The sequence below is a fragment of the Salinigranum halophilum genome (assembly GCF_007004735.1).
Classification (GTDB): Archaea; Halobacteriota; Halobacteria; order Halobacteriales; family Haloferacaceae; genus Salinigranum; species Salinigranum halophilum.
In genome coordinates this window covers 272,478-287,912 of record NZ_SSNL01000003.1, presented here as the reverse complement: position 1 = coordinate 287,912, position 15,435 = coordinate 272,478, and the positions used below count along the sequence as shown (strand labels likewise).

Genomic DNA, 15,435 nt, shown 5'->3' with positions numbered 1-15,435 from the left:
CCACGTCTCCGACACCGACGGTCGGTCTCTTCACACGGAGGTGGTCGCGGTGACCGTCGCTGTCGTCCAGTTCGGCGGGTCGAACTGCGACCGCGACGCGGTGCAGGCGCTCGCCCACCTGGGAATCGACGCCCGCCGCGTGTGGCACGAGGACGGTCTCCCCGACGACACCAGCGGCGTCGTCATTCCGGGCGGGTTCTCCTACGGCGACTACCTGCGCGCGGGAGCGATGGCTGCGCGCTCGCCGGTCATGAACGAGGTGCGCGAGCGCGCCGAGGCGGGCGTTCCGGTGCTCGGTATCTGCAACGGCGCACAGATTGGGTGTGAGTCGGGCCTCACCGAGGGCGTGTTCACGACGAATCGGAGCGCACGCTTTCAGTGCGAACACGTCTTCGTCCGCGTGGAGCGCGCGGACACGCCGTGGACGCGCGCCTACGACGAGGGCGACGTCGTCGAACTCCCCATCGCCCACGGCGAGGGGCGGTTCGAGGTGAGCGAAGAGCTGTACGAGCAGTTAGCGGAGGCGGGACGCGTGCTCTTCCGGTACTGTGACGACGAGGGGAACGTCACGGAGGAGGCGAACCCGAACGGGTCCGTCGGCAACGTCGCGGGCGTGGTCGGTGAGCGCGACACGGTGGCCGTGTTGATGCCACACCCCGAGCGGGCGACGCTCCCGGACCTCGGGCGGACGGACGGGCAGGGGATACTGCAGGGTCTCGCGTAGACGTCTACAGTTCGATCCACGTCGGCGTGTCGGTGGCGATCCAGCCGTCGGCGTTGCCGTCTTCGCGAATCTCGAGCCAGCCGTCCTTGTAATGAACTGATTTGTAGGCGTGTTCCGACATGTGTGTGAGATAGCGGCAGGTGCTATCACGAAGTGACACGCACCAGGGGTACTTTGGTACGCGGCGCTTTCCGGAACGGAAGGGTCGCCTTACAGACACCAACCACCGGTTAAGTACCGTCGACAGCAGAGACTGGTAACTGCTGACAGGGGGCACGAGTCGGTACGAACGGGCCGGAGACGGCTAAATCGGATGTTTAAGGAGCACACCCCGTGTCCGACGTCTATCGAGCGAGCGGCATCGCGTAGGCCGCCTCCTCGTCGAGCACCGCACGCCAGGTCGCCGCACAGTCGCAGTCGACCTGTTCGAACACGGCGGGGTCCTGCCGGAGGTCGAAGTCCTTGATGGCACGCTGGACGCGGTCGTCGCACTCGCCGCAGTTGTGCGGGCCGCGGTCGGAGCCGTGCCCGACCGGGTCCGACACGACGATGGCGTCGACGTCGGCCGTGCGCTCGAGCACCTCGGCGACCGACCACAGCCACGGCGGGCGGTAGCCGCCCTGGAAGAACAGCTCGTCGACCATCGTGTACCGCTGGACGTTGCAGGGGTTCATCGAGACGGTGTGGGCGTAGTCGGCACAGCGGCGGACCGAGGAGACCATGTCCTCCAGCGCCTCGCGCTCGGTGAGGAAGGGGGGCTTCATCAGGAGGTACGCCTTGATACCCGCGCCGGCGGCCTCGGCCTCCTCGCTCGCGGCGACGAAGTCGTCGAAGGCGAAGTACTTGTTCACGCAGTCGTGTCTGACCCTGTCGGTGGCGGTCTCGAGCCCGACGGCGACGTCGGTCTCCAGCCCCTGTGCCGTGAAATCCGCGAGCTTCGCCCGGGAGACGAAGTCCGGGAGCGACTCGACGACGATGCGCTCTCTCTCGGCGAACGTCTCGGCGACGGCCGCGCGCGTCTCGGCGGGGACCTCCCGTTCGTCGAGGAACGACCCCGACGTGTAGATCTTGATGAGCGGGGAGGGCTCGTCGGCGTTCTCCGCCTCGTGGTCGAGACAGACCTGAAGCTGATCCATCAGCGCCTCGTGGGCGACCGACCCGCCTTCGACCGACTCGGCGACGTAGCCGCACATCGTACAGCCGCCAGCGCGCGCCCAACGACACCCGCCGGTGTTGAGGATGATGGTGAGCGACTGTCGCACCCCATCGGGCGTGTTGTCCTCGTCGAGCCACACCCGCGTCGGCTCGTGGGGGTCGTACTTCTTGTCTTTCTGCGACCGGATGTCGCGCATCACCTGGTTGTGCGCGTCCATGCCGCGACCCCGCTCGTACACCTCGGGCGTCGGCTTACTCATTGACGTCTCTACTTGGGGGCCGGAGAAAACGGCTTCGTCTCGAGCACCGTTCCGACGAGGGCGACGCGAGGCAGGCACCGTCGGCCCCAGTCGGGGTGTCGCCCCCGCTGGACGCCGGTCCACAGATGGGAAGGTTTACCCAGACGTCAACGGAACTACTACACACAGTGTTCCCGCTCGGCCACGCGGTCTTCGGTTACCTCCTCTATGTCCCGTTCGCGTGGGTGACCGGTCGGCGGTTACCCTACGGCGTGACACTCGGCGCGCTCCTCGTCGGCACACAGTTCCCCGACCTGGTCGACAAGCCGCTGGCGTACGCCGACGTGCTCCCCAGCGGTCGCGCTATGGGCCATTCGGTCTTCTTCGCGCTCGTCGTCGGTGCGGTGCTCTGGGCACTCGTCCGACGGTACGACCGTCCGCACCTCGCGGTCGCGTTCGGGTTCGGCCACGTCGCCCACGTCGTCGGCGACCTCGTCGCCGCCGTCGTCGACCAGACGCCGGTAGCGGAGTTCGGGTTCCTCCTCTGGCCGCTGCTGCCAGCCCCGGTGTACGCGAGCGACAACGTGGCTCCCTGGGTCAGGGTCGCCGAGTTCTACGCCTCACCCCGGCTCACGCCCGGTCTCGTGCTCGTCCCGCTCGTGTTCGTGACGTTCCTCTTCGTCGAGCGCGAACGGCGACGGCGGGTCGCCGAGTAACGAACGCGGTCACGCCGGCGTTCGGCGGTTCCAGGGATTAGCCCAAGAACAGCCGGAGCCAGCGGTTGTTCTGGACGACCGAGAGTTTCTCGAGGGACGCGTCGAGACCAAGGATGCGCCCTGCGCCGAACGCCCCGAGGCCGAACAGGAGGAAGGCGTAGACGAGGTGGTCGTCGACGACCCAGCCGTGTTCGAGGGGCAGTCCCGCGAGGAGGCCGCCCTGCAGCGCGGCGAGCCAGTAAAAGAGCATCATGACCGCGCCCCAGAACGCGCTCCAGCGGACGAACGCGCCGAGGATGAGCGCCAATCCGGTGAGGGTGAGCCCCCACATGTTCAGGACGTCGATGAGCGGGTTGCCGGCCATCGAGGCGAAAAAGCCTGCCAGCGGGTTCCCCGCCGGGATGGCGTTCGCCAGGTAGCCGGCGGCCGTCCAGTTGTTCGCGGGGTCCGCGTCGAGGTACGTCACCAGCTTCGTGATGCCGCCCTGGAACAGCACCCATCCCATCGTCACCCGCATGAACACCAGGGAGTACCCGATCCAGTTCTCCGAGTAGTCGAAGTCGAAGCCGCGGCCGAGTATCTCGGCGTGGAGCGTGTTTTGTGTGGACATTCCACACGGTACTACGCCTGTCGCCGATACGAAAGGAGACCATGAATATTCAAGTACATACGGGATTCCGAGAATCACGCCACCGAGAAGCAGAGGGCGCTCAGCGCCGCGCGAGCAGGTCGACGCGGGTGAGCGAGACGGCCACGAGGACGAGCGTCACGGCCACGAGGAGGAACACCACCGAGATGACGTTCACCTCGGGCGTGACGTTGTAGCGGATCTGGTTCCAGATGTAGACGGGTAGCGTCGTCGTCGCCGAATCCTTCACGAAGTAGGTGAAGACGAACTCGTTGAACGAGAGCGTAAAGGCCAGCAGGCCGCCGGCGATGATACCGGGGAAGACGTTGGGCAGGGTGACCTGCCGGAACGTCTGGAGTTCGTCCGCGCCGAGGTCCTTCGAGGCCTCCTCGAGTTGGCGGTCGAAGGTGAGGAACGTCGGGATGATGACGAGCGTCGCGAAGGGGATGGTGCGGACGACGTGGGCGATGACGACGGCCGGATAGCCGTTGAGGACGATGAGCGGCCGGATGAGCCCGAAGAACAGCACCAGCGCGACGCCGGTCACCACCAGCGGGACGACGATGGGGAGCGTCGCCAGAAGCTGGAGAGCGCCCCGCCCCGGGAAGACGTAGCGGTCGACCGCGTAGGCGATGAGCGTCGACAGGACGACGGTGATGAGCGTCGTCGGGAGCGACACCTGCAGGGTGGTGATGATGGCGTCGATGGCCGTGTCGTTCTCGAGGAAGACGAAGTACCACCGCAGGGTGAGCTCTTTCGGCGGGAACGAGAGCACACCTCCCTCGGCGAACGACATGAACACCAACACGGCGATGGGCACCCAGAGGAACGCGAAGACGGCGACCATCGCGACGCGGGCGAGCGAACTCCCGTGGTTCTGTACGAGCCGTTCGACGGCGGCGACGGGCCCCGTCGAACGCGGTTTCGCCGTGTCGGTGCTCACGTGCGCTCACCCCCGCTACTGCCGAAGAGGTTGCCGCCGCCGCGGGCACCCGCGACGAGCAGCAGGACCACCACGACGGAGATGACGATGCCGATAGCCGCACCGAACGGCCAGTTGAACGCCGACTTGAACTGGTTCTCGATGACCATCCCGATCATGATGTTGTTGGTGCCGCCCAGCAGCCGGGGCGTGATGAACGACCCGAACGTCGGGATGAACACGAGGATGACCCCGGTGATGACGCCGTTCTTCGTCATCGGGAGCGTCACCGTGAAGAACGTCTTGATGGGACCAGCCCCGAGGTCCTTCGCGGCCTCGATGAGGTCGGCGTCCATGTTCGTGAGCGAGGCGTAGAACGGCAACACGGCGAGCGGAAGCCACACGTAGGTGAAGCCGATCATCACCGCCGGCTGGGTGTAGAGCAGCCCGACGGACGGGAGACTGAACAGCTGGAGTGTCGAGTCGAGGACGCCGCCGCTCTGGAGGATATTAATCCACGCGTACATCCGGATGATGTACGAGGTCCAGAAGGGGAGGATGACGAGGAGCAACAGGAGGGTAGCCCGTCGCGAGAAACGGACGATACTGTACGCGAGCGTGTAGCCGACGACGGTGACGAGCACCGTCACCTGCACAGTGATGACGAGCGTCCGCCACACGACCGTCAGATACGTCTGCGAGCCGAGGAAGTTCGTGTAGTTCGCGAGGGTCCACGGGCCGTTGATCTGTCCCTCCTGGAACGAGATGACGAGCATCGCCACGAGGGGGAGAAGGAAGAAGCCGATGAGCACGCCGTACGGCGGCCCGGCGATGGCGAGCTTCTTCAGCCGCGGTCGCGTGCGGAAGAAGTCCGTCAGGTCGGTCAGGAGCGTCGACTCCCCGCTCGGCGCGCGGGTCTCCGTCTCCGTCCCCATCTCAGGCCGCCCCCTCGACGGTGCCTTCCTCCCCGGCGGCGAAGAGGTGGACGTCCGCGGCGTCCCACGCGACGGTCACGCTGTCGCCGACGTCGAAGCTCGACCCACGGACGTCGGCGACGATGTCCCCCCACTGGTCGGTCTCGACGGTGTAGACGGTGTCCGAGCCCTGGTAGCTCCGCGTCCGGACGGTGCCGTCGGTGGCGAAGTCGCCGTCACCGCTCAGGCTGACGTCGTGGGGACGGACGCACACGTGGATCCGGTCGCCGCCGGCGAAGCCGTTCGCCGCCGGGATGAACCGTTCCGTGCCGCCGGTCTCGATGGTGAGCCCGTCGTCGCTCGCCGACACGACGCGGGCGTCGACGGTGTTGACGTCGCCGATGAAGTCCGCGACGAACTGCGACTGGGGGGCCTCGTACAGCGCCTCGACGGAGTCGACCTGTTCGACGAGGCCGTCGTTGAGGACGACTAGGCGGTCGGAGACGGAGAGGGCGACCTCCTGGTCGTGGGTGACGTAGAGGAACGTGATGCCCGTCTCCGCCTGGATGCGCTGAAGTTCGGTCTGCATGTGCTGGCGGAGCTTCCGGTCCAGGCTGGAGAGGGGCTCGTCGAACAGCACCAGCGCCGGTTCGTTCACGAGCGCGCGGGCGAGAGCGACGCGCTGCTGTTCGCCGCCCGACAGTTCCGAGGGGTCACGCGGGCCGTAGCCCGGGAGCCGGACCATCTCGAGCATCTCTTCGGTTCGTCGCTCGCGTTCGTCCTTCGGGACGCCGCGCTGCTTCAGGCCGTACTGGATGTTCTCCGCGACCGTGAGGTGGGGGAAGAGCGCGAGGTTCTGGAACACCATGTTGATGTCGCGCTCGAACGGTGGTCTGGCGACGATGTCCTCGCCGGCGAGGACGATTTCGCCGTCCGTCGGCGTCTCGAACCCCGCGACCATCCGGAGGATGGTGGACTTGCCGCTGCCCGAGGGCCCCAGGATGGAGACGAACTCGCCGTCTTCGACGTCGAAGTCCGCGTCGTCGACCGCCGTGAGGTCCCCGAACCGCTTCGTGAGGCCGCGAACACTGAGGAGTGACATGGCCTAGGCTGCCTTGACCGCCGTCCAGATCTCGTCGTAGCGCGAGCGAACGTCGTCCGAGAGCGTCTCCGAGAAGACGAGGTTCCAGTCCGAGGGCCACGTCGTGAACTCGCGGTCCTGCTCGGAGAGTTCGCTCTGGATGTCGACGCCGGGCTTGTAGCCCATCGTCTCGAACAGCTGTGCGGCGTTGGGTTTCTCCGAGGCCCAGTTCGTGAAGAGCAGGCTCGTGATGGGGTTCGGCGCGCCCTTCGGGATGACGAACAGGTCGGAGGTGAACATCGCCCCTTCCTCGGGAGCCGTGTAGTTGACGGGTGCACCCTCGCTGAACCGCGCCGTGTAGGTCCGCCCCATCGTGAGCGGCCCGGCGACGACGTCTTCGTTGACGAACAGCTGCATCCCCTGCTCGTAGTCGCCCCAGTAGGTCCTGAGAAGCGGCTTCTGCTGTTTGAGCACCTCTTCGATCTCGTCGAAGTCCGAGGGCGAGATGGGGTCCTGTCCGGTGTACATCGCCGCGATCTGACACGAGACGGTCGAGTTGTCCCACATCATGATCTCACCCTCCAGCGACTCGTCCCAGAGGACGCCCCACGACTCCGGCGCGGCGTCGAAGTGGTCCGTGTTGTACGTCAGAGGGTAGAGGACGAGCGCTTCGGGGATGGCGTACGTCGAGCCGTCCTGCTGGTACGAGGAGGCCTCCTTGATGTTGTCGGTGACGTTCTCCCACGCGGGCATGATGTCGACCGGCAGTTCGTGGAGGAAGTCGTTGTTGATGGAGCGTTCGACCCAGTTGGTCGTCGCCGCGATGTTGTCGATCTCGGTGTTGCCGGCCTGCAGCCGCGAGTACCACTGGTCGGGCGAGGAGAACCCCTCGTTCGTCACCTCGACGTCGTACTCGTTGCCGAACTCCTCCATGGCCCACTCCGCCCAGGAGTCGTACCAGTTCATCATGTTCAGGTTCGACGAGTACTCCTCCGGCGGCCACTCCGTGATGTCCATCGGCACCCGGTCGCCACCGCTGCCGCCCCCGCCGCCACCGAGACAGCCGGCGACAGCGCCCGTGGCGAGCGCGGCACCGGTGGTTTTCAGTACCTCTCTGCGTCCGAACGATTGCTTGCGGGACATAGCGGCGGCTTTAGACTCTTGGTATATAGTGGTACCTGTTACACTGACACAGGGGACGCCGATTCCGTCCGATTGTCCAGAATGTGCCGTACAGAAGTGTCCATCAATGTAGAAATGTTTGCACGACAGGAGTCAGTCGCCGCCCGCCTCCGGACCCGGAAGGACCTTTCCGGGATTCAACACGCCGTCGGGGTCCAGTGCGCGCTTGACCGCACGCATCGCTCGGACGCCCGCCTCCCCGTGTTCGTCGGTCATGAACTTCCGCTTCCCGCGCCCGATGCCGTGTTCACCGGTGGCGGTACCGCCCAGGCGGAGGGCCTCTCTGACGATGGTCTCGTAGGTGTCTCGCGCGCGGGCCCACTCCGCCTCGTCTCCCTTGTCGGCGAAGACGTCGAAGTGGATGTTGCCGTCGCCGGCGTGGCCGAAACAGGGGACGGCGAGTTCACGCTCGCGCGCGAGGGCGTGGATGCGCTCGATGAGGTCGGGATACTTCGAGATGGGGACCGCCACGTCGCCGGCGACGATGGAATCGAGGTCCGGGTAGTACGCCCGCGTGGCGTCGGCGAGTTCCCGCCGCGCCTCCCAGAGGTCGGCCTGCGCCGACTCGTCGCCGAACTCGACCGACAGGGGGGCGTACGACTCGAGGACCGCACGGCAGAAGTCGATCTCTTCGTCGACCCCGTGGTTCGCGTGGAACTCGAGGAAGGCCATCGGCTTCTCGGGGAGGTCGCCGTCGATGTAGGCGTTGGCCATCTCGGCGGCCAGCGAGTCGATGAGTTCGAGCGCGGCGACGTCGACCCCGGAGCGGACGATGTCCGAGGCCGCGGCCGCCGCGGTCTCGAACGAGTCGAAGACGACCCGTCCCGCTCGACGCTGGGCGGGTCGTCCGGCGAGTTTCAGCGTCGCGCGTGTCACGACGGCGAGCGTCCCCTCGCTCCCGACGAGGAGGTCGCGGAGGTTGTAGCCCGAGGAGGTCTTCGCCGCCTTCGTTCCGACCTCGACGACGGAGCCGTCAGCGAGTACCGCTTCGAGTTCGAGCACCCAGTCGCCCACCTTCCCGTACTTGACCGTCTGCTTCCCGGCGGCGTTCGTCGCGATCATCCCGCCGATGGTGGCGATGTCGCCCGAGGTCGGCAACGGGGGAAAGAAGAGGCCATGGCGTTCGAGCGCCTCGTTGATGTCTGCGCCGAAGACCCCGGGTTCGACGTCGACCTGGAGGTCGTCGGGGCGAACGTCGAGCACCGAGTCCATCCGCGTCATGTCGAGGCTGATACCCCCGCACACGGGGACGGCGTTACCCTCGATACCCGTCGCGGCGGCGAAGGGCGTGACCGGGACGTCGTGGTCGCTCGCCAGTTCGAGGACGGCCGAGACGTCTTCCGTGCACTCGGGCCAGACGACGACGTCCGGGTCGACCGCGTCGTCGGGATGGGTGCCCCAGTCGCGGGAGTGGTCGTCGCGGTCACTCGCTGTCGTGGAGTACTGGTCGTCTCGCAAGGGGAGTTCGGAGAGGAGGTCCGGGGTGAGCGTCGACATCTGTCTACCCGAGGTTGTCAACGCGTGGCAAAAGCGTGTGGGGTCGCCGCAGGGAGGACGCAAGCCCTTTGTACCCAATCGACGGACCACGACCAATGCAGTTCCGCGCGTTCGACGACGACCTCCGCCGCTTCACCGAGGAGTTCCTCCGCTTCGACACCACAGACGGGAACGAGAAGCCCGCCCAGGAGTGGCTCGAATCCCGACTCGACGACCTCGGTTTCGAGACGTACACCTGGGAGGCCGACGCCGACACGCTCGCCGCGCACCCGTCGTTCCCGGACAGCGACGAGTTCGTGACCGAGGACCGCCCGAGCGTCGCCGGCGTCCTCGAGTTCGGCGACCCCGACGCGGGGCCGACACTGGTGTTGAACGGCCACGTCGACGTCGTCCCCGCGGACGAGGGCGTCTGGACGTCGGAGCCGTTCGACCCGACGTGGAGCGATGGAGCGGAGGAACTCACCGCCCGCGGCGCGGTCGACATGAAGACCGCCGTCGGTGTCTGTGCGTTCGCCGCGATGAGCGCCCACGAACGGTTCGGGGACGACCTGGACGGCAGAGTCGTCGTCGAGTGTGTCGTCGGCGAGGAGGAGGGTGGCATCGGTGCCGCCGCGGCCGCGCTCAACAACCCGTACCCCTTCGAGCGCGACGCCGCCATCGTCGCGGAGCCGACCAGCCTCACTCCCGTCGTCGCCACCGAGGGCTGTCTGATGAAGCGGCTCGAACTGGTCGGCAGGTCGGCACACGCCGCCCGACGCTGGGAGGGCGTCGACGTTCTCGACAAGTTCGAGACCATCAGACACCGGTTCCTCGACCTCGAAGCCGAGCGCGGAGAGCGGGTCACCCATCCCCGCTACACCGAGTTCGACAACCCCTGGCCGCTCACCATCGGTATCGTCGAGGCGGGGTCGTGGGCGTCGACGGTCGCCGCCTCGCTCACTGCGGAGTGTCGCTTCGGCGTCGCGCCCGGCGAGTCCGTCGACGACGTCGAAGCGGAGTACGAGGCCGCCCTGCAGGAGGTCGTCGACGACGACGAGTGGCTCACCGAGCACCCACCCGACTTCGACCGCTTCACCATCCAGTTCGAGCCGGCCGAAATCGACCCCGACGAACCGGTCGTCGGGGCAGTACAGGCAGCGATGCGGGAGCACGGGCTGTCGCGGACGGAACCGCTCGGTGAGACCTACGGCGCGGACAACCGCCACTACGTCGCGGCGGGCATCCCGACGGTCGTCTTCGGCCCCGGCGACATCGAGCAGGCACACTTCCCCGACGAGACGCTCGTCTGGGAGGACGCGCTCGTCGCCGGCGAGGTCATCGTCAACGCCGTGTCGACGTTCCTCGCCGACGACGAGTGAGCCCACACTGGTGGGCGCGTGACGAACGGCGACGGGAGTGATTCTTCCTAGCGGTCTCGAGCTGAAACGAGGGTGTCGGCCGGCCTCGCGTGGCTTTTCCGGCCGCGTGATTTCCAGGGACGCTAGGTCAATTTCTCGACACGTGTAAGCCGTCGTGTACGTCTGCTCCGAAGCAGGGCCGAACCGGGGATGAAACCGAAGGCGGTTACGTTACGGTGGCAACATCTAATCGGACAGCGACCCAATATAATCTCGAGCATTAACTATGACAGATTTAGGCGGATTCCAGGACCACATCGCGCGCGTGGACCTCTCGTCGGGTGAGGTCGCATACGAGAGCATCGACGACGAGGACGCGAAGAAGTACATCGGCGCCCGCGGTCTGGGTGTGAAGTACGTCTTCGACCAGGGCCCCGACGTGGCCCCGCTGAGCGAGGAGAACCTCCTCGCGTTCATGAACGGCCCGCTCACGGGGACGCAGGTGACCATGAGCGGCCGCATCGCCGTCTGTACCAAATCGCCGCTGACGGGAACCGTCACGGACTCCCACCACGGCGGCTGGTCGGGCGCCCGACTCAAGTGGTCGGGCTTCGACGGACTCCTCTTCGAGGGCAAGGCCGAAGAGCCGGTCTACGCCGTCGTCGAGGACGGCGAGGTCGAACTGCGTGACGCCAGCCACCTCTGGGGTAAGGGCGTCCACGAGACGAAGGACATCGTTGAGGAGGAGGTCGACGGCTCCTACGGCAAGAACCTCTCCATCATGGCCATCGGCCAGGCCGGCGAGAACCTCGTCCGTTACGCCTGCATCGTCAACGAGGACGACCGCGCCTCCGGGCGCGGCGGCACCGGCTGTGTGATGGGCTCGAAGAACCTGAAGGCCATCGTCGTCAAGTCCGGGACGAAGATGCCGAAGCCGGCCGATCCCGAGACGTTCAAGAAGGGGTATCAGCAGGCCATGGAGGTCATCCGCGAGTCCGACGTCACCGCCCCGAACGAGGGCGGCCTCTCGCTGTACGGGACGAACGTCCTCATGAACATCACCGAGGAGATGGACGGCCTCCCGACGCGCAACGGGAAGTACACCTCGACGCACTCGTACAAGGACTCCGACGAGGGCGCGGGCGTCGACATCGACGCCGAGCGCATCTCCGGGGAGAACGTCCGCGAGAACATCCTCGTCGACGAGCCGACGTGTCACTCCTGCCCGGTCGCCTGCAAGAAGGAGGTCGAGGTGAACGTGATGCACAAGGGCGAGGAGATGAACGTCCGGACGGAGTCGTACGAGTACGAGTCCGCGTTCGCGCTCGGCCCGAACTCCGGTCACACCGACCGCGACCGCATCGCGCTCATGCTCCAGCGCTGCAACGACGTCGGCGTCGACACCATCGAGGTGGGCAACATGATGGCGATGGCGATGGAGATGTCCGAGGAGGGCCGACTCGACGACCTCGGCGAGACGCTCGACTGGGGCGACTCCGAGGAGATGGTCGACCTCATCGACCGCATCGCCGAGCGCGAAGGCGCACTCGGTGACCTGCTGGCCGACGGCGCGAAGCTCGTCGCCGAGGAGATGGACGCCCAGTCGAACCGCCTCGACGTCAAGGGCCAGACCATTCCGGCGTACGACCCGCGCTGTATGAAGGGCATGGGCATCGCCTACGCCACCTCGAACAGAGGGGCGTGCCACCTGCGTGGCTACACCCCGGCGGCCGAGATTCTCGGCATCCCGGAGAAGGTCGACCCCTACGCGTGGGAGGGCAAGGGCGAACTCACCGCCACCTTCCAGGACCTCCACGCCATCTCGGACTCGTTCGACATCTGCAAGTTCAACGCGTTCGCGGAGGGCGTCGAGGAGTACGTGCTCCAGTACAACGGCATGACCGGCCTCAGCGTCACGGAGGACGAACTCATGGAGGCGGGCGAGCGCATCTACAACCTCGAGCGCTACTACAACAACCTCGCCGGCTTCGAGGGCGTCGACGACTCCCTCCCCGGACGGTTCGTCGAGGGCGACGAGGCCGTCCCCGGCCAGGGTGCCTCCGAGGGCGAACTGTGTGAGCTCGACCAGATGAAAGACGAGTACTACGCCCACCGCGGCTGGGTCGACGGCGTCGTGCCCGACGAGAAGCTCGACGACCTCGGCATTGACGTCGGCCCCGGCACGGGCGTCTCCACCGGCAGCGGTGCCGGCACGCCCGCCGACGACTGAGCAGGCTCGGAACCCCACGACGACTGCTTTTTTCGACGACGACCACCCACTGAGAGTACAGTCGGACCGTTCCCCCGGAGGTGTCACGAGCAGAGGGTACCGGCCTGCGGCGTGCAGAAGGCGTGTGCACCAAAAAATTTCATTTTATGAGAGACTAAACTTATATATACATTCACGACTACTGTAATTTGATGCCGGAGAAGACCTCGAACAAGGTAAAAAAAAGCCGCTGATAAGTTGCTTCGGACGATTACGAACGAGGAGTACAACGATGAAAGCAAACGATACCGCGACAGGGACAGTGAATCGCCTCGGGGTCAAGCTCCGAGGCTTCCCGTTTCTACGACGCGCTTTGCAGACACGGAATCCGTGTCCGTAGGGAGCGCAGTCTCCACGGGCGTATCTTCGGGCCATCCCAGCCCTAGTTCAGAAAAGCCTCTCTGCAAGACGTTCAACGACGCATTCGCGTCACGGTCGCACTCAAACCCACACGACGGGCACGAATGCTCACGCACCCAGAGAGGTTTCACCGTCTCCACGCCACACGATGAACAATCTTTGGTCGTTCCTTGCGCGTCAACCTGCACGACGTGCGTGCCGTACAGGTCGCCCTTATATTCGAGCAAGGTGATGAATTGCCGCCACGCCGCATCCTGTTTGTTGCGAGCGTTCCCGTCGCCCTGAAGCATACTCTGAACGTTCAGGTCTTCCACGAACACAGCGTCGTACTCTTTGACTAGCCACGTCGTGATTTTGTGCTGATAGTCCAGCACCTTCCCATGAATGTGGCGTTTGACCTTGGCGACCTTCTGGCGTTGTTTCTCGTAGTTTCTCGACCCTTTCTCTTTACGAGACAACTTACGTTGTTCTCGTCGGAGTCTCTCGTACTCGTCTTCGAGGTCAAGCCAGTCTACCGTCTTCCCATCGCTCGTGTGGATGTAGTTGAGGATGCCGAGGTCGATACCCACGCTGTTGCTCGTATCGAGCGACCCCACATCGGGTTTCTCGGGTAAGTCAGCGTCGTCGGTTTCGAGTCCGAAGGAGACGAACCATTCGCCAGTGGTCTCCTTCTTGATGGTGACTTCCTTGATGTCTGCTCGTTCGGGAATTTCGCGGTGGTAGCGAATCCGAATGTCTCCGACTTTGGAGAGTTCTAACGTCGCATGTCGGCCACTCGTGTTTTTGAGTTCGAAACCGGACTGCGAATACGTCATACTCTGGTACTCGGTCGGAGACTTCCACTTGAGTTTCCCAACCTTGTGCCCGTTCTGCTTTTTGTCGGAGAGGTTTGAAAGGTTCTGATAGAACCGTGTGACGGTTCGTTGCAAAGTCTTCGAGTTAACATCGGAGAAAACGGGAAACTCTTCTTTCCAGCCGGGGAGTCGATAGTGGTGTTTGTACGCGGAGCCGATGTCGTCGGCGTCAACGTTCTCGTATTCGTATCGAGTGTGGTTGTACGCTTGGCGATGAACGTCAATATGGTATTCCAGTTCAGCCGCTACCTCTTGTGTCGGGTAAGCGTGGTAGCGGTGACTGTATTCCATCGCTATCTATTGATTAGAGAGTTGTTCAATTAATGGTTTGTATCCCGGCCTATCGGATTCAACCCCAGGGTCAAGCCCCGGGGCATTCTCCTATACCGCTTGTAAAAAGTATACGCGTGGCCCCCACGACGAGGAGTGACGAGTCCTTCCCTCAGCATCTATCGGTCCGTGCCCTAGCTGCCCCTGGTACCGGGTCGGCGAAGTCGTGCGACTGATACGCTCCCTGTCTTCAGCGTGATTCCCGACACCGCTCGCGAACCGAACAGTTCGAGCGGCTCGCCTACTTGTAGTCGCGCTGGGGGACCTCTTCGACCGCGCCGCCCTGTTCTTTCCACGCCGTGAACCCGCCTTCGAGGTGGGCGACGTCGTCGTAGCCCATCTCGCCGAGGGTCTTCGCGACCAGCGCCGACCGGCCGGCCTCGTTACAGTAGACGACGTACCGCTTCGAGGGGTGGAAGAAGGGCTTGTAGTACTTCGTGGAGGGGTCGGCCCACCACTCGATCATCCCGCGCGGGGCGTGTTTCGCCCCCGGGACGCCGCCTTCGATCCACGCCTCGCGGATGTCGCGGACGTCGAGGACGACGACGTCCGTCTCGTCGCCCGCCTGCGCGTCCAGTTCCGCCTGCAACTCCGCGACGGTCACGGTCTCGACCTGTTCGTCCGCCGCGTCGGCCATGTCCCACGCCTTCCGGTCGACCTCGAAGTCGGCTTCGGTGTCGCTCATGGCCGAGTACGCGCACGCCAGCGGTATAATCGTTCACGCCGCGGCACGACGCTTCGCCGCCCGGACTGTGACGCTCGCGGCGAGCGCGGCGAGGCCGACGTCGCGGATGAGCACGTCGACGAACGCGCCCTCGGTGAGGACGGCGGCGACCGCGAGATAACAGACGGTGACCGAGAGCGAGACGGTCACGAACGCGGCCGCGAACACCGTGTACCGGTCGAAGACGAGCGCGAGCGCGAACGGGGGTTCGAGCACGCCGTTCAGGAGCATGAACTGCACGGGCGAGAGGACGACGAACCGGTCGAACGGCGGGACGAGGTAGACGGCCCAGGCCTCGGGCGCGAACAGTTTGTGGACGCCCGCGAGGAGGATGACGACGCCGAGCCCCACCCGAGCGAGTGGGTCGGCGACGCGTTCGGCACGAGCGAGAGGTCGGAGGATGGTCGTGCGGTCCATGGTGTGAGGACGGAGTGTGCGGGGAAAAGCGGCCGGACGGTGAGTCGTTCACTCGCTCGGGTTCGGCTCGCTCGCGGTCACCCGGC

Annotated in this window: 14 protein-coding genes; 4 read left to right on the top strand and 10 right to left on the bottom strand. The window is 65.2% G+C overall.

Going from position 1 to position 15,435, the window contains the following annotated elements; translation table 11 throughout:
* The first annotated feature begins 49 nt into the window (after positions 1 to 49).
* Positions 50 to 724, top strand: coding sequence for a phosphoribosylformylglycinamidine synthase I (gene purQ, locus E6N53_RS06010; protein WP_142857701.1), 675 nt, complete (start codon positions 50 to 52; stop codon positions 722 to 724).
* A 344-nt stretch (positions 725 to 1,068) separates the two neighbouring features.
* Here purQ and E6N53_RS06005 read toward each other — a convergent pair whose 3' ends face one another.
* Positions 1,069 to 2,139, bottom strand: a complete 1,071-nt coding sequence (locus E6N53_RS06005; RefSeq protein ID WP_142857700.1) for an archaeosine biosynthesis radical SAM protein RaSEA — start codon at positions 2,137 to 2,139, stop codon at positions 1,069 to 1,071.
* 167 nt (positions 2,140 to 2,306) lie between these two features.
* On the opposite strand from E6N53_RS06005, the gene E6N53_RS06000 reads away from it, so the two are divergent.
* Entirely contained in the window at positions 2,307 to 2,834 is a 528-nt protein-coding gene (locus tag E6N53_RS06000; protein WP_161596515.1) for a metal-dependent hydrolase, read from the top strand.
* A gap of 37 nt (positions 2,835 to 2,871) precedes the next feature.
* Here E6N53_RS06000 and E6N53_RS05995 read toward each other — a convergent pair whose 3' ends face one another.
* The 6 genes from E6N53_RS05995 to E6N53_RS05970 form a co-directional block, all read right to left on the bottom strand.
* Positions 2,872 to 3,444, bottom strand: coding sequence for a DoxX family protein (locus E6N53_RS05995; protein ID WP_142857696.1), 573 nt, complete (start codon positions 3,442 to 3,444; stop codon positions 2,872 to 2,874).
* Between the two features lie 100 nt (positions 3,445 to 3,544).
* Entirely contained in the window at positions 3,545 to 4,405 is an 861-nt protein-coding gene (locus E6N53_RS05990) for an ABC transporter permease (RefSeq protein WP_236642310.1), read from the bottom strand.
* The gene (locus tag E6N53_RS05985; protein ID WP_142857694.1) at positions 4,402 to 5,319 is read right to left on the bottom strand and encodes an ABC transporter permease; all 918 of its coding nucleotides are present in this window, start codon (positions 5,317 to 5,319) and stop codon (positions 4,402 to 4,404) included. The genes E6N53_RS05990 and E6N53_RS05985 overlap by 4 nt, the downstream gene beginning before the upstream one ends.
* A gap of 1 nt (position 5,320) precedes the next feature.
* Entirely contained in the window at positions 5,321 to 6,400 is a 1,080-nt protein-coding gene (locus E6N53_RS05980) for an ABC transporter ATP-binding protein (RefSeq protein WP_142857692.1), read from the bottom strand.
* 3 nt (positions 6,401 to 6,403) lie between these two features.
* Positions 6,404 to 7,522 (bottom strand): ABC transporter substrate-binding protein, encoded by a 1,119-nt coding sequence (locus tag E6N53_RS05975; protein ID WP_136600808.1) that lies wholly within the window; start codon positions 7,520 to 7,522, stop codon positions 6,404 to 6,406.
* A 132-nt stretch (positions 7,523 to 7,654) separates the two neighbouring features.
* The gene (locus E6N53_RS05970; protein WP_142857690.1) at positions 7,655 to 9,058 is read right to left on the bottom strand and encodes an FAD-binding oxidoreductase; all 1,404 of its coding nucleotides are present in this window, start codon (positions 9,056 to 9,058) and stop codon (positions 7,655 to 7,657) included.
* A 95-nt stretch (positions 9,059 to 9,153) separates the two neighbouring features.
* On the opposite strand from E6N53_RS05970, the gene E6N53_RS05965 reads away from it, so the two are divergent.
* Together E6N53_RS05965 and E6N53_RS05960 are read left to right on the top strand one after the other, a co-directional pair.
* Entirely contained in the window at positions 9,154 to 10,416 is a 1,263-nt protein-coding gene (locus tag E6N53_RS05965; RefSeq protein ID WP_142857688.1) for a M20/M25/M40 family metallo-hydrolase, read from the top strand.
* Positions 10,417 to 10,681: 265 nt separating this feature from the next.
* Entirely contained in the window at positions 10,682 to 12,625 is a 1,944-nt protein-coding gene (locus E6N53_RS05960) for an aldehyde ferredoxin oxidoreductase family protein (protein WP_142857686.1), read from the top strand.
* A 317-nt stretch (positions 12,626 to 12,942) separates the two neighbouring features.
* Here the strand turns inward: E6N53_RS05960 and E6N53_RS05955 are convergent, their stop codons facing one another.
* From E6N53_RS05955 to E6N53_RS05945, 3 genes are all read right to left on the bottom strand, one after another.
* Positions 12,943 to 14,169 (bottom strand): RNA-guided endonuclease InsQ/TnpB family protein, encoded by a 1,227-nt coding sequence (locus E6N53_RS05955; protein WP_142857684.1) that lies wholly within the window; start codon positions 14,167 to 14,169, stop codon positions 12,943 to 12,945.
* Positions 14,170 to 14,449: 280 nt separating this feature from the next.
* Entirely contained in the window at positions 14,450 to 14,893 is a 444-nt protein-coding gene (locus E6N53_RS05950; protein ID WP_142857682.1) for a rhodanese-like domain-containing protein, read from the bottom strand.
* A gap of 33 nt (positions 14,894 to 14,926) precedes the next feature.
* Positions 14,927 to 15,349: a DoxX family membrane protein gene (locus E6N53_RS05945; protein ID WP_142857680.1), complete on the bottom strand. Its 423-nt coding sequence runs from the start codon at positions 15,347 to 15,349 to the stop codon at positions 14,927 to 14,929.
* Between the last annotated feature and the right edge of the window lie 86 nt (positions 15,350 to 15,435).

Bases quoted from the DNA above. Each gene is read 5' to 3' on its own strand.
- E6N53_RS05995 (WP_142857696.1), bottom strand. From the start codon at position 3,444: ATGTCCACACAAAACACGCTCCACGCCGAGATACTCGGCCGCGGCTTC.
- E6N53_RS06005 (WP_142857700.1), bottom strand. From the start codon at position 2,139: ATGAGTAAGCCGACGCCCGAGGTGTACGAGCGGGGTCGCGGCATGGAC.
- E6N53_RS05970 (WP_142857690.1), bottom strand. From the start codon at position 9,058: ATGTCGACGCTCACCCCGGACCTCCTCTCCGAACTCCCCTTGCGAGAC.
- E6N53_RS05980 (WP_142857692.1), bottom strand. From the start codon at position 6,400: ATGTCACTCCTCAGTGTTCGCGGCCTCACGAAGCGGTTCGGGGACCTC.
- E6N53_RS05965 (WP_142857688.1), top strand. From the start codon at position 9,154: ATGCAGTTCCGCGCGTTCGACGACGACCTCCGCCGCTTCACCGAGGAG.
- E6N53_RS05955 (WP_142857684.1), bottom strand. From the start codon at position 14,169: ATGGAATACAGTCACCGCTACCACGCTTACCCGACACAAGAGGTAGCG.
- E6N53_RS05950 (WP_142857682.1), bottom strand. From the start codon at position 14,893: ATGAGCGACACCGAAGCCGACTTCGAGGTCGACCGGAAGGCGTGGGAC.
- E6N53_RS05945 (WP_142857680.1), bottom strand. From the start codon at position 15,349: ATGGACCGCACGACCATCCTCCGACCTCTCGCTCGTGCCGAACGCGTC.
- E6N53_RS05960 (WP_142857686.1), top strand. From the start codon at position 10,682: ATGACAGATTTAGGCGGATTCCAGGACCACATCGCGCGCGTGGACCTC.
- E6N53_RS05975 (WP_136600808.1), bottom strand. From the start codon at position 7,522: ATGTCCCGCAAGCAATCGTTCGGACGCAGAGAGGTACTGAAAACCACC.
- E6N53_RS05985 (WP_142857694.1), bottom strand. From the start codon at position 5,319: ATGGGGACGGAGACGGAGACCCGCGCGCCGAGCGGGGAGTCGACGCTC.